This is a genomic window from Ureibacillus sp. FSL W8-0352 (genome assembly GCF_038004345.1).
GTDB classification, from domain to species: domain Bacteria; phylum Bacillota; class Bacilli; order Bacillales_A; family Planococcaceae; genus Ureibacillus; species Ureibacillus thermosphaericus.
The window spans coordinates 1,327,439-1,351,521 of sequence record NZ_JBBOQT010000001.1 but is presented as its reverse complement, the minus strand read 5'-3'; the positions used below and the strand labels follow the sequence as shown (position 1 = coordinate 1,351,521).

Genomic DNA, 24,083 nt, shown 5'->3' with positions numbered 1-24,083 from the left:
CCTCGAATTTCCCCTAAGCCATCCGATTACATATTACCAAATAATGTCACTAAAATTTATTCACCAACACCATTTGACAAAGAACCATTGTTTTAAACAACTTACTATTCACCTTATACACTATGTTTTTGGTGGAATCTTTTTAACGAAAAATTTAAAAAGATAAGATAAGAAATTGTTGTAGTGACAGTAATCAGTATGAACCCTTTCCATCCTAAATTATTATAAATGGGGGCAACCAAGGTGCTTCCTGATGCAACACCAATATAATAGGAAACTAAATAAAGACTTGATGCACTTCCTTTTAAATGGGTTGCAGTTTTGCCAACACTTGCTGCAATTAGCGAATGGGCGGTGAAAAAGCCGAAACAAATTACACACAAACCGAGCAATACGATAAAGAGTGAAGAGTGCAATGTGCATAATACTCCGAATGATAATAAGCAGATTGCAGTAGTTCGTACTTTATCTAAAGTAAATTTATTTGATAGCCAACTCGCAATTGGAGCTCCTAATATTCCAAAGGCATAGGCAAAATACAAAAAGGAAATGGAGTCAAGCGACATTGAAAAAGGCGGTTCTGCCAATTGGAAAGGGAGGTATGTCCACGTTCCAGTAAATGTGATTTGTAATACTATACCTAATCCGAATAAAACAAGTAAATTTGGATTTTTTAAATGAAATCCAAAACCTCTAATATCTTCCCAAAAACTTACAGAACTTGGAATGAAATGTTTTGATGATGGTAATGCAATTAAAACAAAAAGAAATACACCAATCCCAAAAATGGTAATGATCGTAATTGCTAATTGCCAACTGTAGTTTTCTGAAAGATACCCTGCAAGAAAACGTCCAATCATTCCACCAAGCGCATTGGTAGAAATGTAAATGGATGTTGCTAAATTTCTTACTTTCGAATCCATTTCCTCTCCGATATACGCAAGAGATGCTGCCGGAACGCCAGCAAGGGTGAAGCCTTGAATTAATCGCAATATTGAAATCACCCAATACTTTTCCACAACAAAAAGCATAACCAGAAAAGGAATGATAGATAAAAGAATAGAAAGTTTAATAAATAATACTCTTCCATTCCGATCCGATAAAAAACCTAAAACAATCAGACCGAGAATCAAAGATAAGGTTGCAAGCGACATCGTTAAACTAGAATAGGTTACGGATATTGCAAATTCTTTTTCAAATACAGGAATGAGTGGTTGAAAGGCATAGAAAGTTGCAAATATAAAGGTTGAAGCTAAACCGAGACTCGCGACAATTCGCCAATAACCAATTTCATTAATATGATACCCCTTTGTTTCCATACGTGAACACCTACTTAATGGAAGTATAACGGACACAGTAGGAAGTATCCGTTATAACGTCAATTATTTTCCAATTCCAAATGGTAACCAAAGTGACAATTGTGGGAAGAGAATGACGACAACTAAGTATGCAATCATTAATACGATAAATGGAATAACTCCTCGAACAACCATCCCAAGTTTTTCCTTCGCTATACCTGCAACGACGAACAAGTTTAATCCAACTGGTGGTGTAATCATTCCAAGTTCTAAGTTGATAACCATGATAATAGCGAAGTGATATAAGTCGATGCCAAAATGTTTTAAAATAGGTAATAGAATTGGTAATGTAATTAATATGATGGAAACAGCTTCTAGGAACATACCTAAAATAAAGAAGAGCAAGTTAACAATGAACATGAACATCCATTTGTTCATACCGCTTTCAGCAATCCACGCTCCAACTTTTTGTGGAACTTGCTCATTTGTAAGATATAAACCGAATAATGAAGCAGCACCGATAATTAAGAAAATCATGGCTGTTACGTTGATGGATTCAACTAAGATTTGACGGAAATCTTTCCAACTTAGTTCACGGTAAATAAAAATCGAAACGATGAGGCCATAAACAACAGCAATAATAGCAGATTCAGTCGGCGTTACAACCCCTGAGTAAATCGTACCTAAAATTAATATCGGCAAAAATGCACCCCAAATGGCTTTCAATGACTTTCGACCGCGTTCTTCCCAAGTTGCTTTTTCATCGCCTTGATATCCCTGCATTTTTGCATATACAATAGCTGCTACAATTAAAACAGCAAGTAACCCTAATCCAGGGATGACCCCGGCCATAAATAATTTTCCAATCGATTCTTCCGATGTAATACCGTAAATAATGAGAGGTACACTCGGAGGAATTAAAATACCAAGAGTTCCCCCAGCAGCTACTAAACCGAGGGCGTATTTTTTCTCATATCCAGCAGCAATTAATGCAGGAATCATGATAGAACCAATTGCAGCTGCTGTTGCTGGAGAGGAACCAGAAATTGCTGCAAAAATCCCACAGGCAAGTAGTGTTACGACAGATAGTCCACCAGGTAAGTGTCCAACCCAGGCACGCAAAGCTTCAATTAAATATTTTGATATACCACCGCGAGCCATAATGGCACCTGCTAATACAAATCCAGGGATTGCCATCATTGGAAAGGAATCAAGTGCCGTAAACATACGTTGCGGCATCATATCCATATTAAAATTAGACATAGATAACATTAGAATAGTAGATAAAGCTAAACTAATAGCAATAGGAACACGTAAAAAAATCAATACAAAGAAACTAATTAAGAGGGTTAGCATAATCTTCATCCTTTCTACGCAGAATGTTTACCAACCTTTCAATGAAACGAAGCAGGAAAAGCACTCCTGAAATTGGTAGTATTAGGTAAACAATCCACATAGGGATTCCTACATCTAGAGATACCATTCCTGAACTAATGCGAGCAGTGACTAGTTTCATTCCGAAATATGTATAGATTAGGCAGAAAACAATCGATAGCACTGTCGCTAGTATATTGATGAAATACTTTCCCTTATTTCCTAAACGATCATATAAAATATCTACTTGAATATGTTGATTATGTTTTAGCGCCATACCAAATCCTAAAAATGTTCCCCAAATTATTGAATATCTTGCGACTTCTTCCACCCATGCTTGAGGATGATTTAAAAAGTAACGCATAACTACTCCGTAGAAAATCAATAATACACCGACGCCAAAAAAGAGGCTTGCTAATATTTCTTCTAACCAAGTCCAAAGCTTCGATAATGCCTTCACTTGTTATCAACTCCCTTATATTGGAATACATATATGAAAAAGAGGGAGTGTCGAAATAAATTCGACACTCGAAAAAATAGGGAAAAGACTGTGTTATAAGGATGAATTATTCAGCTAATGCTGTAATGCCATCGATTAATTCTTTTGTGATGACATCAGTAAATTCATCATAAACAGGTTGTAAAGCTTCTCGTAAAGCTTGGCGCTCTTCATCAGTCATTTCATAAACTTCAACAGTACCTAAGCTTTTGATTTTTTCGAAGGATTTTTGGTTTTCTTCAGCTGCTAATTTTTGAGCGTATTCAGTAGCTTCAGCAAGCGCTTCTTCCACTAATACACGTAAGTCTTCAGGCATTGATTCCCAGAACGATTTGTTTACGAAAATTGCATAGTCAAGGCGACCATGTTGAGTTGTGGATAAATATTTTTGAACTTCATAGAATTTCATTGTATCAAAGTTGTTGAATGGGTTTTCTGCACCATCAACAGTTCCTTGTTGAAGAGCTGCGTATGTTTCACCGAATGAAATTGTTGCAGAACCTGCACCTAATGATTCAAATTGTTTTTCTAATACTTGTCCTGCTTGTGTACGGAATTTCAAACCTTTGAAGTCTTCAGGTTTTACTAATGGATGTTTGTTGTTAGAGAAATGTTTAAAACCGTTTGGCCAGAATGCCATACCTTTAATATCGTTTTGTGCTAATTGTTCAGAGTTGAATAACTCATGTGCCACTTCTGAATCAAAGAATTTTTGAACATGTTCTTCATCTTTGAATAAATATGGCATATCAACATATTGCCAACGTGGGTCGATTTTTACCATTTTTGTAACGGATGGAGCAATCATATGTACGTTCCCTGATACTAATGCATCAAGTTCGTCCGCATCGCCGTATAATTGTGAAGATGGATAAACTTCAACTTTTACACGACCCTCTGTTTTTTCATCTACTAATTCAGCAAAGTAGTTAGCAGATTTACCTTTTACACTATCAACTGCAGTTACGTGTGAGAATTTGATAATAAGTGGTTTGTCAGCAGTGTAATCTTCGCTGGATTTTGGTTCACTGCTTGAACTGCCGCCACATGCAGCAAGGACAAGAGCTAGCACCCCTAAAATAGTGGCTAATAGCCATTTCTTCATGTAATAATCCCCCTTAAATATAGTAATTTTTTATTGTAAAAAGAGCGCAAAGTCTCTTTTTTACCTATTTGACATATTTATATTTCGGAAGATTTTGAATGTAGTAATCCCCGTAATGTTGAGTGTAGTAGTGATATACGGGCGTAAAATGTTCCTCCCATTCTTTTTTCTCTTCCTCAGATAAATAATAGATTTGTATGCATTGGCATTCTTCAATTTCTTGCAGTCTTTTATCATTCAAATCTTCTGCAAGCTGCCATTGCCATTCTTGAACTTCATGAAGCGTCTCGGTAATAAGTTCCTGATCTTCATCAGATAAACTTTCCCAAAAATCTAAATTAAATAGTAGAAAATAACCTAAATATCCATGATTTGAAATAGTTAAGTATTTTTGCAATGAATAAAAGTTTTTACTTGTGATATTTGTTAACGTATTTTCTTGTCCTTCTATATCACCTTTTTTCAGCGATTGAAAGACGGTATTAAAATCGATTTTTCTAGGAAAGGCGTCAACAATGTAATATTGTTGAGCTAAAATATCGCTCTGCATAATGCGCATCCGTATTCCTTTTAAATCTTGATAATGCTCGATCGGTCTAATGTCGTTGCTAATTTGTTTAAAACCGCTATCCCATAAACCAAGAGCGATAAGATTATGCATTTTTAATAAATCTTTTAATCGATTCCCGGCTTCACTTTCTGTAAATTCATGAACTTCTTCTAATGAATTAAAAGCATAGGGAAGATCGTATACAGAAAGTTCAGGAACCAAATCTGTCAACTTCGAAATAGCAGGAGCAATTAATTGGATATCTCCTCTTAAAAGGGCATCCAATTCTTCCACATCTTTATAAAGAGTTCCGTTTGAGAACACTTGTATTTCAATTCGACCGTTTGATCGTTCTTTAATGAGTTCAGCAAATTTTCTAGCTGCCATCCCCTTTGGTGTATCTTCACCTACTACATGGGAAAATCGGATGACAAGTCGCTCATCTTCACTTAACTGTTCTAAATCAGTGGGATAATCTTTTATTTGAGAGCATGCAAGAGTTAAAAATGGTATGACTAATAGAAAACAAAATAGAATTACTTTTATTGAATCTCTCATCGTTTTCCCCTTGAACTTGCTGTTAGATGTAGATAATTTCATGTTATATGAAAAACGAAAATTCTCAATATTATGGTATTAATGGACGTTTTGTTCTTTTTGGTATACAACAGCTATTTCGGAATAATAACTGTTATATTACATGGATGAAGGCAAAAAAATAAGAGCTTTAATAGCTCTTATTAAAGGGAATAATATTTTGTTGGACGACCCACTGTACCGTATTTTAAATCGATTTTGACTTCACTAATACTCGCAAGATAGTCTAAATATTTTCTTACAGTGACTCTCGCCATGCCTGTATTTTGTGCTAGTTGTTCAGCTGTGACGGGACCGTTGATTTCTTTTAATTTGTCGGTGATTTGTTTCATTGTAATTTCATTGAGTCCCTTTGGTAATTCTTTTTGAGACTCATAATACATGCCATAATAATCATCGATGTCATCTTGCTTAAGTTCAGTTTTTGTTGTTAATTTTTTTCTTGAACGAGCATAATCTTCTAACGCTTGTTGGAATCTTTCTAGGCGGAAAGGCTTCACTAAATAGTCGAAAGCTCCTAAGCGTGTCAATTCTTGAACAGTTTTTGCATCTCTAGCTGCAGTAATCATAATAATATCAACTGGGAGGCGTTCTTGACGAATTTTGTAAAATTTAATGGGTATCTCTTATACTACCCAAGATACTTCTGCAAGTGTTATTAACTCAAGTGACGATTTCTACTCCAAGGTGAAAATTTATGACGGAAATGGTGTATAAGAATCCTATTCTATCGAAGAGTTAAAAGAATTCATTAAATTCACTCCAAATGAGACTACTTTAAATGATGAATTCTACTCTAAGGTGAAAATTTATGATGGAAATGGTGTAGAAGAATCTTATTCTATCGAGGAGTTAAAAGAATTCATTAAATTCACTCCAAATACTTCAAATGCTAATATCTTAAGCAACAATCTATTATCAACTTCACTTGCAGCATCAGATTGGGAAGTATATAGCACAGGTGCATTTAACTTTCAGTCTGATATTTGGATTGGTGGAGGATGGAGAGGAAAGGCTTTCTATAATCCCGTTGATACGCTAATTACTCCAAAAGGAACTGCTAAAGATTTTAAAATTGAATGTTATTATGACAAAGATGGAGGAGCAGGTGATACTGCAAAGATTATAGAATTCCCTGGAGGATGGACAGGTACTATTCATGTTTCTGCATGGAGTAATCTTCCAAGAGGTTATAAATATCGATTCCACTTTGTAAATACTTCTAAGGACAAATCTAAGTTGTATTTAGATAATGTTTCTGTTTTATATGATTAAGATTGATACGTAAGAATCAACATCTTTAGGATTTTACTTAAATTATTAAAAACAGCTGAAAGGTTTAATCGACATACCTTTTCAGTTGTTTTTTCAATATGATGAATTTATCACAGCTCATTAACATATTGTTGAATCGTGCTTTTTTCAACTTTAATATCAGAAAATTTCTTTGTAGCCAATCTAAAATTTGTACTCCTTTGATCCATACTACGATCTTGATAGGGAGCAAGTTCTTTTTTTGTAGGACTTAATTCTTCAAATGATTTCTTAATAGTTCCATGCAAAATACTTATAAATCCAATTACGTGGAACCTTAACTCTTTTGCAATTTGCGAAATACGAAATTTCATTTAATGCAAATTGTGGAAATCTATACATAACTATAACCAGTTTCTGCTTTAATAGTACAACTTTCAGAATATTGCATGGTCTAGATTCTATCCAGCCAATAGTTAGGGGATTTCCACTGATTCTTTTTTCTTTTTTCACGAATCAATGTGGTTTTTGATATGTTTGTCATTTCTACTACTTCTTTATAAGTATGTGTTTCAAGCAACTGTAAGGCATGTTCAATTTGCTTTCTTGAGTATTTTTTCTTTCTACCTTCTCGATAATCCCCTCTTTGTTTAGCGAATTCTTTTCCTTCATTTAATCGTTCAACGATTATATCACGTTCAAATTCCGCAAACGCCGAAAGAATAGATAATATTAATCTACCTGTAGGAGTATTTTCTACAACACCCATGTTTAAGATATGAACATTTATATTATGATTCATTAAATCCTTGATAATCGTTATACCATCAACTGCAGAACGAGCGAAACGTTCTAACTTTGTTACAACTAACGTATCCCCCTCTTTTAATTTAGATAACACACATTGAAATTCTGGTCTTTCTTTTTTCGTACCTGTATATTTTTCAGCATAAACCTCGTCACATTCCCCTCTTTCATACAATTCTTGGATTTGTGCTTCTAAATCTTGTGACATGCCGCTAACACGAGCGTATCCGTATCTTGCCATAGGATTAACCCCCATTCAACTAATAGATTGCTAGATAGATTTGCTATATCTGTGATATAACGATTATAGCATTTATAATCGGAATTTTTGAGATAACATATACAAATATACAAATATATTCATATATAAGTTCACTAGCGTCGCATTAAAATAATTTAACACCTTCAAATAAACCGAATTTTCTGAAATATAATCTAAACACAAAAAAATCCTTTATAATGGTTGGGTGGTAGTAAACCATCCAAATCCAAAATAAAGGACAATCGCATGGATAAGTCTACACGAAAAACATCATTTGAGCAATGGTTTTCACCGATTCATCGTCCATTATTTGACGACCTAGTGAAAACTCATCAATTAAATCACTATACCAAGAAGCTTTATACGGCTTCATTTATGAAACTGCTTTTGTATGCCCAACTCCATGAAACCGAGAGTTTACGAGCGTTGAGTGACGCTGTCTTTTTAGAAAAATTACAACGAGCAACGGGATTGGAATCGATTAGTTTTTCACAGTTAGGGAGACGAATCAACGCCATTCCAACGGTTTTCTTTCAATCGATTTTTCTTGATTTAGTGGCTCAAATTCATGAGAAAACACATTTTCAAAAGCGAAGAAAGCTGACAACGCCACTAAAAATCATTGATTCGAGTACATTACCGCTTAATTTGACCAATCATAAGTGGGCAGAGTTTCGAAAAACAAAATCAGGAGTAAAGCTTCACTTACGACTTGTTTTTATGGAAAAAGGACTCTCCTATCCAGATCAAGCCGTACTCACGAATGCCAACGAACATGATCGTGGTCAACTAGAAGTATTCGTGGATGACAAAGAATGCATGTACGTGTTTGATCGTGGTTACTTGGATTATGGGCGCTTTGATCAAATGACGGAAGATGGCTATTTCTTTGTGACCCGTTTGCGTAAAAACGCTGTTGTCCGAGTGTTAGAATCCTTTTCGTTACCAGAAGATTCACCCGTATTCTCTGATGAAATGGTTGTCATTGGAACACCACAAAATCGTTCTGAAAACGTGTTTCGCTTACTCAAATTGCATGATACAAAAGGAAATGAGCTTCATTTACTGACAAATCGGTTTGACATTGACGCAGATGAAATTGCAGAAATCTACCAATCACGTTGGGCAATCGAACTTTTTTTCAAATGGATGAAACAACATCTGAACATTAAAAAGTTTTTTGGTCACAGTGAACAAGCTGTACATAATCAAGTGTACGTAGCCATGATAGTGTACTGTCTGAATGTTTTAGCTCAGCTGAACACGAATAGCGAACGCAGTTACTTACAAATTAGTCGCTATTTGAAGGCTTCTTTGTGGAAATCCGCTCACATTTGGTTACGAAAAATCGAAGGAAACGGCGTCCCATAAAGGTTTGCCAGTCGTTGTTGCACAAGTCATAGGTTATAGTAAAAAAATGGATGTTTACTACCCTCGCTTAGGTGTTTTCGTTTTTTCTCTAAAGTCCAGAAAAAATAAAACTGAAAATTCAGACATCATTTATGCGACGGTAGTGATAATAAATAGAAGATTGAAAAAAGGTAACAAATAAAAAGACTCTAACCTTTAATAGGTTGAGAGTCTTTAATAAATGTTTTTATAATAAAGCTTTTTTGAATCGTTCAACACCGTCTTTTACTGTTTCAAATGGACATGCTAAATTGATACGAAGGAATCCTCGGCCAGCTTCACTATATTTTGTACCTGGTTCTAATGCGATTTTTCCTTTATTTATCAGACGATCCATCATTTCGTTTTCAGAAAGACCAGTTCCACGATAATCAATCCAAACGAGATAGGTGGCATGAGGACGAATGATTCGAATGCCATCCAACTTATTTAATTCTTGCTCTAAATAGTCAATGTTTTTGGAGACGTATTGAATCATGCGATCGAGCCATTCGTCTCCTTTTTCATATACCGCTTGTACACCGCTAGCTGCAAGTACGTTCCAATCATCTAGACCGTGAGCCATTTTATTTTGAATTAATGCATTTCGTAATTGTTTATTTTCTGCTACGATAATCGCTGCATGAAGTCCAGCTAGATTAAATGTTTTCGTAGGAGCAATACAAGCGACAATTTTTGCTTGTTCGGCACCTTCTACAGTCATAGTAGGGATATGTTTATGACCTTCAAATACAATATCTGCATGGATTTCATCTGATATAAGTAAAACATCATATTTTATACATAAATGGATGAGTTTTTTCAGCGAGTCTTTTGACCAAACAACCCCAGCAGGATTATGTGGGCTACATAAAATATAAGCTTTTACTCCTTTTTTAAATTCTTCCTCCAACTGTTCAAAATCATATTCATAAATATGCTCTTTACTTTCTACTAAATTGCATTCGATTACTTGGCGATTAAGGGCTTTTGGTATGCTGAAGAAAGGTGCATATACCGGTGTTGAAATACATATTTTGTCTCCCGGTTCTGTGAAGGTTTCAATAATCGTAGCTATTGCAGGAACAACACCGCTATGGAAGATTAGGGCATCTTTATTTATATGCCAATTGTGGCGGCGTTTGTACCATTGTTGAATGGCCTCTTTGCAATCTTCACTGATGTAGGAGTAGCCGAAAATCGGATGATTTAGTCGTTCTTTTATAGCGTCAATAACAATTTGGGGAACAGCAAAATCCATATCAGCAACCCACATTGGCAAAATATCAGAGCCATCTTCTACATGGTATTTTGCACGGATGCGTTCTTTGAATTTGTCCCATTTTAAACTATTGGTGTTTCTTCTTTCGTATATTTCATCGAAATACAATGTCACAATTATCACTCTTTTCTATTTATTTTTTATCTTTAAATCTAATGATAATATGATATCATAAGAAGGAAAATAAAGAATAATTTGTGTTAGGTGAAATTCGTGGAGAACGTATTAATGAATAAAAAAGCGAAGCAAGCTTTAATGAAATGGGATCCCTTTCAAATGGGAGAAGGTGCTTATGAAATTGAAGCCAGCGATGTTGTTGCTGCGTTGCAAGCGATAGATGATCCCACAGAATTAGCAAAAGTAATTCAGAGAGTATACGAACACTCCTTTGAAATTTGGATTCCTTTCGAAAATTGTGTGGAAATGGCTTACCAATTGATTGCGATTAAATTTGAAGCTAAATGTATTATATAAAAAGTGATAAAAAGTGATAAAAAGTGTCGCTCCTTTAAAAAAAGTCGACACTTTTTATTTTACTTTCAAAATTAATGTTATGATAAACTTTTATAAATTCATCAAAAAAAATTGGAAGCTTTTTTCAAAAAAAGGTGATTTTTTGTTTCGCCGTTACTCGTTATGTTATAATTTAACATGACATTTACGTAGTGAAAGAAAGTAGGAAAAAATTATGAAAAAAAAATATGAAGTAGGTGAAGTTGTAACAGGGAAGGTAACCGGGATTCAACCATATGGAGCTTTTGTGGCATTAGATGAATCAACACAAGGTCTTGTTCATATTTCTGAAATTACTTATGGTTACGTTCGAAATGTAGAAGATTTTTTTAAAGTTGGTGACATAATACAAGTAAAAATACTTGATATTGATGAACGTAACGAAAAAATTAGTTTATCTACCCGTGCTCTTCAAGACCCACCACCACAAAAGAAAATGGATAAGAATCCGAAAAAAACATTACAAGAACGTGTAAATGAACAGGATGCAAACGGTTTTCAGACGCTAAAGGAAAAACTTCAAGATTGGATTGAGAGAGGGCATTAAAAAAATCCCAAAAGCGATGTGCTTTTGGGATTTTTTATATGTTTAATTTTCTTAGTCTGTATTGTAAATTTTGTCGTGTCATACCTAATGCATGGGCAGTTTTTGTAATATTTCCTTCGTTCATTTCTAATGCATGTTGTAAATAATATTTTTCTACTTCTTTTAAATAATCGTTTAATGGCAATAATTCCCGATTTTGTTGAAGAAGGAAAAAATCCGGTTTTCTCATTTTTTCGTTTTGTTGTTGTAACTTAAACCGGAAATGTAATGGCAACATTTCGTATGTAACGTATTTTTCATTTGTAATCATCGAAGCGATTTCATCTAACAATAGTTCCAATTCCTTTAAATTTCCAGGCCAATCATATTCAAGAAACAATTCCATTACATCATTAGACAAACCTTGAATATTCGAATTAAAACGTTCGCGATGTCTTGAAAAGTAATCATTTACGAAAGGTTTAATGTCTTCTTTTCTAGTGCGCAAAGCGGGTATAGAAATGCTCATTGAAGCAAAATAATAATATAAGTCTTTCAGCAATTGATGATTGCCAATTAAATCAATTGGGTCTCCACCGACACTGCCAATAACCATATGCTTTTCTGGCGGTAGGCTTGTTAACAGTTTATGTAGTTCTTTTTGAGTGGAGAAGGAATAAAATTCAATTCGTTCAAAGAAAAATGTATATGATTTATCTTGTTTTAAATACGTTTTTAATCTTTCTAATTGGTTTGGCCTTCTGCTGAAAAGAGTAACAAATTCATCGTTTTTCGGCTGAAGCTCGTGATGGATTCCTTCTGCTATTAAATCTTTTCCTGTTCCAGATTCTCCAATTAATAATACAGGAATGCGGGCACGAGCTGCTTTTTTTGCGTTTTCTTTAACGATTTGCATCGGTTCAGAGATCGCTGTAATGACATCAAATGTTAATGGTTCCCCATATCGACGTAAAGGTTGATAAATAAGTTTTTCCAAAGAAGTGATATCACGGGCAAATTCTATGGCACCGATAAGTTTTTCCCCTTCGTAAATGGGGTACGTATCATTAATCGTGGTAATTTCATGACCATATTTATTAAAATATGTTTGTTTTACGTTGATTTCTTTGATTCCAGTTTTTAATACGCGCAACAATGTGCTGTCATGGGAGCGAAATGCAAAAAGTTCTAAAATAGAACGATCGGTAATGTCTTCCACATCAAAACCTTCTATTTCTTTCATTTTTTTATTATATAAGATTGTTCTTCCTTCCGTATCAACAGCATGAATGCCAACTGAAACATGTTCTACAGCAAATTCATACAGTTTTAGAAGTTGTTTACTATTTAGAGACATCGTCAACACCCTCAAAAAATTTTTTTGATTATGTTATATAATATGTATTGAAAAATGCAATAATATTTTGCATTATTATATATATAAATATTCTATAGGTGCAAATATTTTTTGCATACTATTTATGTAATTTATTTTAAGGAGGAGTAATAATGATTCCCTACAAACATGAACCCCTAACTGATTTTTCAATTGAAGAAAATCGTCAAAAGTATCTTGAAGCATTAAAAAAAGTTGAAAGTGAATTAGGCAAGGATTATCCATTAATTGTTGGTGGAGAAAGAATTACAACGGAAGATAAAATTACTTCTTATAACCCTGCAAATAAAACGGAAGTTGTAGGTCGAGTTTCAAAAGCAAATAAAGAAATTGCAGAAAAGGCAATGCAAATTGCAGATAAAACGTTCAATACATGGAAAAAAGTAGATCCAGTTATCCGTGCAGAAGTTTTATTTAAAGCTGCAGCGATCGTTCGTCGCCGTAAATTTGAATTAGCGGCATGGTTAACAAAAGAAGCAGGTAAACCATGGGTACAAGCGGATGGAGATATTGCTGAAGGGATCGATTTCTTAGAATACTACGGTCGTCAAATGTTAGAAATTGCAAAAGGAAAACCGCTTGAAGAAAATCCTGGAACAATCAACAAATATGTTTATATTCCGTTAGGTGTTGGTGTTGTTATTTCACCATGGAACTTCCCATTTGCTATCATGGTTGGGACAACTGTAGCAGCTGCTGTTACAGGTAATACTGTACTTTTAAAACCAGCTTCTACAACACCAGTTATTGCTTATAAATTCATGGAAATCTTAGAAGAAGCAGGAATGCCACCAGGAGTTGTTAACTACATTCCAGGACCAGGTTCAGAAGTAGGAGATTATTTAGTAGATCATCCACGTACACGCTTTATCAGCTTCACTGGTTCTCGTGATGTTGGTATTCGCATCAATGAGCGTGCTGCCGTTGTTAATGAAGGACAAATTTGGCTTAAACGAGTAATCGCTGAAATGGGTGGTAAAGATGCGATTATCGTAGACGATGCTGAAAATGCTGATTTAGAATTAGCAGTTCAATCTATCGTAACTAGTGCTTTCGGATTCAGTGGTCAAAAATGTTCAGCATGTTCACGTGCAATCATTGTAGGAGATGAAGCTTACAATAAAGTTGTAGAACGAGTTGCTGAATTAACAAATGAACTTGTTGTAGGAGATCCTGCAAATGTTGAAACATATGTAAACCCAGTAATCGATGAAGGCGCATTTAAGAAAATTGCTGAATATATCGAGATCGGGAAGAAAGAAGGCCGCTTAGTTGCTGGTGGACAATATGATGATTCAAAAGGTTACTTCATCCATCCAACAGTATTTGCAGATGTAGATCCTAATGCTCGAATTATGCAAGAAGAAATCTTTGGTCCAGTTCTTGCAATAACAAAAGCAAAAGATTTTGATGAAGCACTTGAAATTGCGAATAATACAGTGTATGGTTTAACAGGTGCTGTCATTTCAAATAATCGCTTCCATTTACAAAAAGCTGCAGAAGATTTCCATGTAGGTAACTTATACTTCAACCGCGGATGTACTGCTGCAATTGTTGGATATCAACCATTTGGTGGATTCAACATGTCTGGTACAGACTCAAAAGCAGGTGGACCTGACTACTTGATTCTTCATATGCAAGCAAAAACTATTTCTGAAACGTTATAATTTAAAAAGCAGACGTTTTTATACGTCTGCTTTTTTATCAAAATGAATGATAAATAATTTGTTGAGCTAATAAATAAATAGGGAGAAAAAATGGTTGTACATATGGTAGGACATCATTAAAATGGAAATTACCAATACAATCAACTCGATTTATTTACAAAGTATGTTAATATGATGATGAGGTATCTTCTCAAAATATTAAATCATTGAGTTAAAAGAGGCGAGAATATATGTCTGAAAATGTAAATCTTCTTACTTCAACACAAGATGTGATTAAAGAAGCATTAAATAGGCTTGGATATGATGAAGCGATGTATGAATTATTAAAAGAGCCGCTTCGCGTGTTAAAAGTGCGCATCCCTGTAAAAATGGATGACGGTACAACGAAAGTATTTACTGGTTATCGTGCTCAACACTCAGATGCGGTTGGTCCGACTAAAGGAGGAATACGCTTTCATCCAGATGTGACCGAGGATGAAGTGAAAGCGCTTTCTATGTGGATGACTTTAAAATGCGGTATTGTTGATTTACCATATGGCGGAGGTAAGGGTGGAATTGTTTGTGATCCTCGCCAGATGTCAATGGGTGAATTGGAGCGATTAAGCCGTGGGTATGTTCGTGCTGTGAGCCAAATCGTGGGACCTACAAAAGACATTCCTGCTCCAGATGTATTTACAAATGCCCAAATTATGGCATGGATGATGGATGAGTATAGTCGAATTGACGAGTTCAATTCACCTGGATTTATTACAGGAAAACCAATTGTTTTAGGCGGTTCGCAAGGACGTGACCGTGCAACTGCAGAAGGTGTGACAATTGTTATCCAGGAAGCAGCGAAAAAACGCGGTATTGATATTAAAGGTGCACGAGTAGTTATTCAAGGTTTTGGAAATGCTGGTGGATTCTTGGCGAAATTTATGAGCGATTTAGGTGCAAAAGTGATTGGTATTTCCGATGCTTATGGTGCTTTATATGATCCAGACGGTTTAGATATCGATTACTTACTAGATCGTCGAGATAGTTTTGGAACAGTAACAACATTGTTTGAAGATACAATTACAAATAAAGAATTGTTAGAATTAGACTGCGATATTTTAGTTCCAGCAGCAATTTCAAACCAAATTACAGCTGAAAACGCACCTAATATTAAAGCTAAAATTGTTGTCGAAGCTGCGAACGGTCCAACAACTGCTGAAGCAACAAAAATCCTTACTGAACGTGGAATTTTATTAGTACCTGATGTACTTGCTTCTGCTGGTGGGGTAACTGTTTCTTATTTTGAATGGGTTCAAAATAATCAAGGCTACTATTGGTCTGCTGAAGAAGTGAAAGAAAAATTGCGCGAGAGAATGGTCAATGCATTTGAAAATGTTTACCAAACTGCGCAAAGTCGAAATATCGATATGCGCCTTGCTGCGTATATGGTTGGTGTTCGCCGTACAGCTGAAGCTTCCCGCTTCCGCGGATGGGTGTAATATACAACTGAATCTTGATTTAGAGTTTGCTTCTTGAAGAAGAATAACACCATTTTTCTGCATTGAAAAATGGTGTTATTTGTGTGCGCCTGGCATGGATGTAATCTATAGGGTGCAAGTCCCGAGCCGTGAAGGCAGAAGTAACGGTTAGCTTAACGCAAGGGTGTCTGTGGTGACGCGGAATCTGAAGGAAGCGAGCGGCAAACTTCCGGTCTGAGGAACACGAACTTCATACAAGGCTAGGTATCATTGGATGAGTTTGCACAACAAAACAAAGTCCTTTCTGCCGAAGGTGATACAGAGTAAATGAAGCAGATAGATGGAAGGAAAGATTACATTCTTACCCAGGGAGGTCTGATGGATACGTGAAGTACACTTCATAACCTACTTAGTGATAAGTAGCTGAACCATCAGAAGTCAGCAGAGGTCATAGTATTAGTTGGTCTAGAACAACTGAGAAGGACCGAACAATTAAGAGAGAATAGCCCTTGGCATTCAGTGAGTCATGATGAACACAGAAAACGTAGTACCTCACTTGAGGAAGGAAGCGGTGAATCCCGTGGGGGACCTCTTGGAGGGTGGAGTGACCACTGGCATAAAGAGAACAGCTATTCACGGAAGGAGAATAACGATGCTTTTGAATCAAATCCTGTCACGGGAGAACATGCTTCAAGCACTAAAACGTGTAGAACAGAATAAAGGAAGCCACGGAGTAGATATGATGCCCGTACAAAATCTACGACAGCACATAGTTGAAAATTGGCTATCGATTAAAGAAGCAATTCTCAAGGGAACTTATGAACCGATGCCAGTCCGCAGAGTCGAAATCCCGAAACCTGATGGCGGTGTTCGTTTACTAGGAATCCCTACCGTAACAGACCGTTTGATTCAACAAGCAATCGCCCAAGTACTTTCAAAAGTGTACGACCCTACATTCTCTGAAAACAGCTACGGATTTCGACCAAACCGAAGTGCTCATGATGCGGCGAGGAAAGCGAAAGAATATATAAGAGATGGATATCGATGGGTTGTAGATATGGACTTGGAGAAATTCTTTGATAAGGTCAACCATGACAGATTAATGGGTACACTCGCGAAGAGAATCCAAGATAAACCATTACTGAAATTGATTCGTAAGTATTTACAATCGGGCGTCATGATTAATGGTGTGGTGTCAAGCACATTAGAAGGAACTCCACAAGGAGGACCATTAAGTCCGCTACTATCTAACATTGTACTAGATGAACTAGATAAAGAATTGGAAAGAAGAGGACACAAATTCGTTCGATATGCGGATGACTGTAACATTTACGTGAAAAGTAAACGAGCAGGACTTCGCACAATGGCAAGTATCCAGCGATTTATTGAAGGAAAACTACGACTGAAAGTAAATGAAAAGAAATCAGCGGTCGACCGTCCATGGAAACGTAAGTTTCTAGGATTTAGCTTTACCTATCATAAAGAGCCAAAGGTTCGTATCGCAAAAGAAAGCCTTAAACGAATGAAGAATAAAGTTCGTGAAATCACATCACGCAAGATGCCCTACCCGATGGAATACCGCATTCAGAAACTGAATCAATATCTAATGGGATGGTGTGGATATTTTGCGTTAGCAGACACCAAATCTATATTCCCTGAATTAGATAAATGGATTCGTAGAAGACTTCGAATGTGTCTATGGAAGAACTGGAAGAAACCGAAAACAAAGATACGCAACCTTATTCAACTTGGCGTACCACAATGGCAAGCGTATGAATGGGGAAATACTCGGAAGAGTTATTGGCGTATTTCAAAAAGTCCAATATTACACAGAACCCTTGGTAACTCCTATTGGAGAAACCAAGGGCTGAAAAGTCTTGAAGCTCGTTATGAAAACTTGCGTCAATTATCTTAATTGAACCGCCGTATACGGAACCGTACGTACGGTGGTGTGAGAGGACGGGAGTTAATCGCTCCCTCCTACTCGATTTATTCGTATTTTTAACTTATAGTGTGAATTGTAAATTTGCTCATAAAGGAGAGTGTTTGAGTGAATAATTTTGTTTTTACTAATCCTGTTCGATTATATTTTGGGAAGGGTGAAATACGTAAATTAAAAAAGGAGCTGCCGAAATACGGGAGAAATATTCTGCTTGTTTTTGGAGGAGGCAGCATTAAGAGAAACGGGCTATATGATGAAGTGACTTCTATATTGAAAGATCTTGATTTGAATGTTTTCGAATTAAGTGGTGTAGAACCAAATCCAAGAGTTGAAACGGCTAGAAAAGGAATTGATATTTGTAAGAAAGAATCTATTGATTTTGTACTTGCGGTTGGCGGCGGTTCGGTTATCGATTGTTCTAAATTAATAGTTGCTGGAGCAAAAACGGAAGAAGATCCATGGGATATTGTAACGGAAAAAGTGAAGGTAAAAGATGCATTGCCTCTAGGAACAGTTTTAACGTTAGCTGCAACTGGATCAGAAATGAATGCAAATTCTGTTATTTCCAACGAAAAAACGAAAGAAAAATATGGTTGGGCAAGCGGAAGGGTGTTTCCGAAATTTTCAATTCTTGATCCGACATACACAATAACAGTACCAAAGGATCAAACGGTATACGGTATTGTTGATATGATGTCCCATGTATTTGAACAATATTTCCATGATGCGGAAAATACATTAGTTGTGGATGAATTGTGTGAAGGAGTACTCAGAACAGTTATCGAAACAGCACCAAAACTAGTAGATAATCTGGAAAACTATGAATTGCGGGAAACGATATTATTATCTGGAACGATTGCTTTAAATGGGATACTATCAATGGGATCAGATGGTGATTGGGCAACTCACGAAATCGAGCATGCTATATCTGCTGTATATGACATTCCACATGGTGGGGGGCTTGCGATTCTATTTCCAAACTGGATGAAACACGTAATGCATGTCAATCCACATCGTTTTGCTCGGCTGGCTACGAAAGTGTTTGGAGTAAATCCGTCTCATAAGACTGTAGAAGATGTTGCATATGAAGGAATTGAACGTTTAAGAGAGTTTTGGACATCTCTAGGAGCTCCAAGTTCACTTAAAGATTATTCTATTGATGATTCAAAGTTGGAATTATTAGTTGAAAAAGCAATGGCGAATGGTTCAATTGGACGTTTTAAAGTTCTTGAGAAGAACGATGTAAGAGAAATTTTGAGGATGTCTTTATAAATGGGTAGGCTGTCTAGTATTAGACAGCCTATTATCTTTAACAGTGTAATATATCATTGTATTAACATGATAATTCATTTTAGCGATTTCACAATTAAGTTATCCATTATTCTTTTTATGATATTTCCACTCTGTTATTCCGTCGTCTTTGTCAAAAGCAAGAGTTACTTTTGTAACGCCTTTTTGAGCCAAAATTAATTCAACTAAGTGATCTCGGACGCCATCTAAATAATCAAGAGATTGATGAGGATTGGTTTCTACAACGATTTCAACATGTAGAAACTCTCCTTCCTTTACAACTTCTAACCGTTCAATATCTTTTACATGGGGGTCTTCCATTACTAAATTACCAATGTGTATTAACATTTCTTCATCTGTTTCGCCGATTGCACCACGAGCGTTGTCAAGGAATACTCGACCCACTACATAAAACATCATTACACCTATAATCATAGATACTAAACCTTCTAATGCGTAAAAGTTCGTAAAATAAGCGATAATGATAGCTAAAAATGCTAGTACATTTCCCGCGGTAGCAACTGCATCTTCCATCCATACTAATTTTGTCGCTGGTTTAGCTCGGTTTAAATAAATAATTGATTTTGGAATTGCTCCTATACCGGAAGTTTCGATTCCTACTTCATGTAAAGTTTCTTTTGCAGCTTTTTGTAGAACAATGGCTTCCAGTATCGTTCCCAATAACAAAACACCAAGGGCGAATAGGATTCCATCTGATTGTTCTTTAGGATGTAAAAAATGATGGAGACCTTCTTTTACTGTTTCGTAAGAAAGTATTGCAACGATGATGACTGCTCCTAAACAAACAAGATTCACTACCCGCCCAAATCCATTTGGAAACCGTTTTGTAGGCGCCTTTTTTGATAAAGCAGAACCAATATAGACGAAAAATTGATTGGCTGCATCTCCTAATGAGTGCATCATTTCGGCAAACATGGCTACATTCCCTGTAAAAAAATAAGCTGCTCCTTTAATAATACCTAAAGTTAAATTCACAATTGCTGCAGATAATGATGGTTTATTTCCGTCTTTTAGTAATTTTATTATTTCTAACATCGATTTCCTCCAAATCAAGATAAAATTTCAATTTCAATTTTTTGAATATAAGGAAGTGCATGAAAGGTGTTAAAAACTGTATAAGTGTTATTTTTTAATAATGTGGAAAAACGAATATCAACTTCATAAGTCAGATTTTCGCCAGTAATGCGAATATTATCGATAACCATCCCGTTTTTTTTCATGAACTTTAGCAATTCCTCTATATTTTCTTTATGTGCAATCTTTGCTTTAAGAGAAAGTTCTCGCATCCTTATTCGTTTTGGCCCAATTTTTGTTAAAAAAGGTGCTACGATTTCAATACCGAAAACGACAATGATAACTGTTAATAATGCTTCTATATAAAACTCGGCACCGACAGCAATTCCAATTCCAGCCGCTCCCCAAACGATAGCAGCTGTGGTTAAACCTGTAATACTATCGTTTCCTTTTCTTAAAATGACACCTGCACCTAAGAAGCCGACTCCGCTCACAATTTGGGCTGCAAGTCTTAGTGGATCCATTGTGATGTTGATATCACCTCTAGGAGGGGTACTATATGCAGTATCAATCGAAATAATGGTTAATAAACAACTAAATGTAGAAATTACTAAGCTAGTTTTTAATCCCACAGGTTTTTTCTTTAATTCTCTTTCGATTCCGATAATTAAACTTAACATTGCAGCAAAGGCCAATTTAAATAAAACGACGCTGCGAATCGTTTCATGAAAAATGAGAAAGTACCCCAAGACATTTCCCCCTTTTTTTATTGTGCAAAAACATTAATCATGTAAAAATGGATATTGAATAAAGTAAAGTTAGGGGTAAATAAAATGGAAAAACCACTGATCCATCCATCTATAGCAATCATTATTGGTGTCATTTCGATTTCTTTTTCTGCTATTTTGGTAAAACTAGCAGAAGCTGAATCGGGTGTTATCGCTTTTTACCGTATGCTATTTACGGTGTTAATCTTGTCACCGATATTTTTTAAAAAACATGTACACGAATTAAAAATGTTAAATAAAAGAGATTGGTTGTTCTCTACAATTGCCGGAATCTTTTTGGCATTTCATTTTATACTTTGGTTTGAATCACTAAACTACACTTCGGTTGCAAGTTCTACGGTTCTTGTTACAATGCAGCCCTTATTTGCTTTTGTAGGAACATATTTATTTTTTAAAGAACGCATTACAATGCAAACAATATTGTCTGGAATTATTGCTATATCCGGTAGTGTTTTAATTAGTTGGGGAGATTTTAAAGTAAGTGGCAATGCTTTATTTGGAGATATACTAGCGCTTATTGCTTGTGGCTTAGTAACAGCATATTTTTTATTTGGACAAGATGTAAGAAAGAGATTATCCTTAATTACATATACGATGGTCGTATATTCTATTAGTACAGTTTGTTTATTATGTTATGTCATAATAAGAGAAGAGTCATTTGGTCCTTATCCAATGATGACATGGATATGGTTTTTGTTGCTTGCAATCCTTCCGAATTTACTTGGCCATTCACTTTTTAACTGGGCTATTAAATGGATAAGCACTACAGTTATTTCAATTGCAATATTATTTGAACCAGTTGGTGCATCAATTTTAGCATTGTTTATTTTTGGAGAAAAATTGATAGTTACACAAATTGTTGGTGGAATTATAGTAATTGCAGGAATTTTGTTGTTTGTACTAGATTTGAAAATGCTAAAAATTTTTTCAAAAAAACTATTGACTCCTAATGAAATGTGTTTTAATATATATCATGTCCTTAGCGGACGAGATAAGTTTTGTAATAAAAAACAAAAAATAACAAAAAACATCTTGACAATAACAAAACAAGATGTTAAAATAAAAAAGTTGTTTCGACCGATAAATAATGAAACAAAAATGAACCTTGAAAACTGAACAACAAAACGTTAATGCAATAAATTGTCTAGTTGTTAACCCTCGTTGACAAACTAGATTCGGACATTAAATTTTTGAGCAAATCAAATTTTCTTTTATGGAGAGTTTGATCCTGGCTCAGGACGAACGCTGGCGGCGTGCCTAATACATGCAAGTCGAGCGAACCAATTGAAAGCCTAGCTTTCATGAGGTTAGCGGCGGACGGGTGAGTAACACGTGGGTAACCTGCCCTATAGACTGGGATAACTCGCGGAAACGCGTGCTAATACCGGATAACACATCAAAGTGCATGCTTTGATGTTGAAAGATGGTTCTGCTATCACTATAGGATGGGCCCGCGGCGCATTAGCTTGTTGGTGGGGTAACGGCCTACCAAGGCGACGATGCGTAGCCGACCTGAGAGGGTGATCGGCCACACTGGGACTGAGACACGGCCCAGACTCCTACGGGAGGCAGCAGTAGGGAATCTTCCACAATGGGCGAAAGCCTGATGGAGCAACGCCGCGTGAGCGAAGAAGGTCTTCGGATCGTAAAGCTCTGTTGTAAGGGAAGAACAAGTGCAGTAGTAACTGGCTGCACCTTGACGGTACCTTACTAGAAAGCCACGGCTAACTACGTGCCAGCAGCCGCGGTAATACGTAGGTGGCAAGCGTTGTCCGGAATTATTGGGCGTAAAGCGCGCGCAGGCGGTTTCTTAAGTCTGATGTGAAAGCCCCCGGCTTAACCGGGGAGGGTCATTGGAAACTGGGAGACTTGAGTGCAGGAGAGGGAAGCGGAATTCCATGTGTAGCGGTGAAATGCGTAGAGATATGGAGGAACACCAGTGGCGAAGGCGGCTTCCTGGCCTGTAACTGACGCTGAGGCGCGAAAGCGTGGGGAGCAAACAGGATTAGATACCCTGGTAGTCCACGCCGTAAACGATGAGTGCTAAGTGTTAGGGGGTTTCCACCCCTTAGTGCTGCAGCTAACGCATTAAGCACTCCGCCTGGGGAGTACGGTCGCAAGACTGAAACTCAAAGGAATTGACGGGGGCCCGCACAAGCGGTGGAGCATGTGGTTTAATTCGAAGCAACGCGAAGAACCTTACCAGGTCTTGACATCCCGCTGACCGCTATGGAGACATAGCCTTCCCTTCGGGGACAGCGGTGACAGGTGGTGCATGGTTGTCGTCAGCTCGTGTCGTGAGATGTTGGGTTAAGTCCCGCAACGAGCGCAACCCTTGTCCTTAGTTGCCATCATTCAGTTGGGCACTCTAAGGAGACTGCCGTACAAATACGGAGGAAGGTGGGGATGACGTCAAATCATCATGCCCCTTATGACCTGGGCTACACACGTGCTACAATGGACGGTACAAACGGTCGCGAAGTCGCGAGACGGAGCCAATCCGAAAAAACCGTTCTCAGTTCGGATTGCAGGCTGCAACTCGCCTGCATGAAGCCGGAATCGCTAGTAATCGCGGATCAGCATGCCGCGGTGAATACGTTCCCGGGCCTTGTACACACCGCCCGTCACACCACGAGAGTCTGTAACACCCGAAGTCGGTGAGGTAACCCTTTCGGGAGCCAGCCGCCGAAGGTGGGACAGATGATTGGGGTGAAGTCGTAACAAGGTAGCCGTATCGGAAGGTGCGGCTGGATCACCTCCTTTCTAAGGATATTTACGGAAGCGTTAGCGTTTTGTGTTCAGTTTTGAAGGTTTATGACCTTCAAAGTTATAGCGTTGTTCTTTGAAAACTGGATAAACGACATTGAAAGCAAGCAATTTACTGTAAAGCGCAAACAACTAGGCTAACACGACGTAAATGCGACGTGGATTAAAAGCCGTAAGGGTTGCGAGACGCAAGCAAGACAAGGGAATGAGCGAGTGAGAACCGGAGTGTACTATATGCGTACATGAGGATTCGAACGAGCGAAATTGACGAAGTATTGCGCAGCGTATC

General features: G+C 36.8%; 20 protein-coding genes, 1 rRNA gene and 1 pseudogene. 10 read left to right on the top strand and 12 right to left on the bottom strand.

Annotated features, from left to right (window positions below):
* Positions 1-113 precede the first annotated feature (113 nt).
* The 6 genes from NST98_RS06995 to NST98_RS06970 form a co-directional block, all read right to left on the bottom strand.
* Positions 114-1,319: an MFS transporter gene (locus NST98_RS06995; protein ID WP_340714762.1), complete on the bottom strand. Its 1,206-nt coding sequence runs from the start codon at positions 1,317-1,319 to the stop codon at positions 114-116.
* A gap of 63 nt (positions 1,320-1,382) precedes the next feature.
* Positions 1,383-2,654 (bottom strand): TRAP transporter large permease, encoded by a 1,272-nt coding sequence (locus NST98_RS06990; RefSeq protein ID WP_340715690.1) that lies wholly within the window; start codon positions 2,652-2,654, stop codon positions 1,383-1,385.
* A complete protein-coding gene (locus NST98_RS06985; RefSeq protein WP_340714761.1) occupies positions 2,635-3,132 on the bottom strand; it encodes a TRAP transporter small permease in 498 nt (165 codons plus the stop codon). The genes NST98_RS06990 and NST98_RS06985 overlap by 20 nt, the downstream gene beginning before the upstream one ends.
* Positions 3,133-3,238: 106 nt before the next feature.
* The gene (locus tag NST98_RS06980) at positions 3,239-4,276 is read right to left on the bottom strand and encodes a TRAP transporter substrate-binding protein (RefSeq protein ID WP_340714760.1); all 1,038 of its coding nucleotides are present in this window, start codon (positions 4,274-4,276) and stop codon (positions 3,239-3,241) included.
* Positions 4,277-4,340: 64 nt separating this feature from the next.
* Positions 4,341-5,384, bottom strand: coding sequence for a DctP family TRAP transporter solute-binding subunit (locus NST98_RS06975; RefSeq protein WP_340705215.1), 1,044 nt, complete (start codon positions 5,382-5,384; stop codon positions 4,341-4,343).
* 182 nt (positions 5,385-5,566) lie between these two features.
* The gene (locus tag NST98_RS06970) at positions 5,567-6,025 is read right to left on the bottom strand and encodes a response regulator (protein WP_340715689.1); all 459 of its coding nucleotides are present in this window, start codon (positions 6,023-6,025) and stop codon (positions 5,567-5,569) included.
* 199 nt (positions 6,026-6,224) lie between these two features.
* Here NST98_RS06970 and NST98_RS06965 point away from each other — a divergent pair, with 199 nt between their 5' ends.
* Entirely contained in the window at positions 6,225-6,698 is a 474-nt protein-coding gene (locus NST98_RS06965) for a hypothetical protein (protein WP_340714759.1), read from the top strand.
* A 110-nt stretch (positions 6,699-6,808) separates the two neighbouring features.
* Here the strand turns inward: NST98_RS06965 and NST98_RS06960 are convergent, their stop codons facing one another.
* Together NST98_RS06960 and NST98_RS06955 are read right to left on the bottom strand one after the other, a co-directional pair.
* Complete coding sequence (locus tag NST98_RS06960) at positions 6,809-7,051, bottom strand: hypothetical protein (protein ID WP_340714758.1); 243 nt, start codon at positions 7,049-7,051, stop codon at positions 6,809-6,811.
* Between the two features lie 80 nt (positions 7,052-7,131).
* Positions 7,132-7,725 carry a recombinase family protein gene (locus tag NST98_RS06955; RefSeq protein ID WP_340714757.1) on the bottom strand — a complete coding sequence of 198 codons (594 nt, stop codon included), beginning with the start codon at positions 7,723-7,725 and terminating at the stop codon, positions 7,132-7,134.
* Positions 7,726-7,992: 267 nt separating this feature from the next.
* Here NST98_RS06955 and NST98_RS06950 point away from each other — a divergent pair, with 267 nt between their 5' ends.
* Entirely contained in the window at positions 7,993-9,117 is a 1,125-nt protein-coding gene (locus NST98_RS06950) for an IS4 family transposase (protein WP_340714756.1), read from the top strand.
* Between the two features lie 226 nt (positions 9,118-9,343).
* Here the strand turns inward: NST98_RS06950 and NST98_RS06945 are convergent, their stop codons facing one another.
* Positions 9,344-10,531: a MalY/PatB family protein gene (locus NST98_RS06945; protein WP_340714755.1), complete on the bottom strand. Its 1,188-nt coding sequence runs from the start codon at positions 10,529-10,531 to the stop codon at positions 9,344-9,346.
* Positions 10,532-10,630: 99 nt separating this feature from the next.
* Between NST98_RS06945 and NST98_RS06940 the strand changes: the two genes are divergently transcribed.
* Positions 10,631-10,891, top strand: a complete 261-nt coding sequence (locus tag NST98_RS06940) for a DUF1871 family protein (RefSeq protein WP_340714754.1) — start codon at positions 10,631-10,633, stop codon at positions 10,889-10,891.
* Positions 10,892-11,105: 214 nt separating this feature from the next.
* Positions 11,106-11,477: a S1 domain-containing post-transcriptional regulator GSP13 gene (gene yugI / locus NST98_RS06935; RefSeq protein WP_016839480.1), complete on the top strand. Its 372-nt coding sequence runs from the start codon at positions 11,106-11,108 to the stop codon at positions 11,475-11,477.
* 34 nt (positions 11,478-11,511) lie between these two features.
* Here yugI and NST98_RS06930 read toward each other — a convergent pair whose 3' ends face one another.
* Entirely contained in the window at positions 11,512-12,813 is a 1,302-nt protein-coding gene (locus NST98_RS06930; protein ID WP_340714753.1) for a PAS domain S-box protein, read from the bottom strand.
* Positions 12,814-12,962: 149 nt separating this feature from the next.
* On the opposite strand from NST98_RS06930, the gene pruA reads away from it, so the two are divergent.
* The 4 genes from pruA to NST98_RS06910 all read left to right on the top strand — a co-directional run bounded on the left by pruA (position 12,963) and on the right by NST98_RS06910 (position 19,187).
* Positions 12,963-14,519: an L-glutamate gamma-semialdehyde dehydrogenase gene (gene pruA / locus NST98_RS06925; protein ID WP_340715688.1), complete on the top strand. Its 1,557-nt coding sequence runs from the start codon at positions 12,963-12,965 to the stop codon at positions 14,517-14,519.
* Between the two features lie 230 nt (positions 14,520-14,749).
* Positions 14,750-15,994: a Glu/Leu/Phe/Val family dehydrogenase gene (locus tag NST98_RS06920; protein WP_016839477.1), complete on the top strand. Its 1,245-nt coding sequence runs from the start codon at positions 14,750-14,752 to the stop codon at positions 15,992-15,994.
* 631 nt (positions 15,995-16,625) lie between these two features.
* Positions 16,626-17,888, top strand: a complete 1,263-nt coding sequence (ltrA, locus tag NST98_RS06915) for a group II intron reverse transcriptase/maturase (RefSeq protein ID WP_340715687.1) — start codon at positions 16,626-16,628, stop codon at positions 17,886-17,888.
* Positions 17,889-18,023: 135 nt separating this feature from the next.
* On the top strand, positions 18,024-19,187 hold the full coding sequence (locus NST98_RS06910; protein WP_340714752.1) for an iron-containing alcohol dehydrogenase: 1,164 nt from the start codon (positions 18,024-18,026) through the stop codon (positions 19,185-19,187).
* 99 nt (positions 19,188-19,286) lie between these two features.
* Here the strand turns inward: NST98_RS06910 and NST98_RS06905 are convergent, their stop codons facing one another.
* Both NST98_RS06905 and NST98_RS06900 read right to left on the bottom strand, forming a co-directional pair.
* Entirely contained in the window at positions 19,287-20,261 is a 975-nt protein-coding gene (locus NST98_RS06905; protein WP_096551652.1) for a cation diffusion facilitator family transporter, read from the bottom strand.
* 14 nt (positions 20,262-20,275) lie between these two features.
* A complete protein-coding gene (locus NST98_RS06900; RefSeq protein WP_422822758.1) occupies positions 20,276-20,989 on the bottom strand; it encodes an MgtC/SapB family protein in 714 nt (237 codons plus the stop codon).
* 84 nt (positions 20,990-21,073) lie between these two features.
* Here NST98_RS06900 and NST98_RS06895 point away from each other — a divergent pair.
* Positions 21,074-21,964: pseudogene (locus tag NST98_RS06895) on the top strand (DMT family transporter); the annotation flags it as partial.
* 274 nt (positions 21,965-22,238) lie between these two features.
* Positions 22,239-23,791: ribosomal RNA gene (locus NST98_RS06890) — 16S ribosomal RNA — on the top strand.
* The last annotated feature ends 292 nt before the right edge of the window (positions 23,792-24,083 follow it).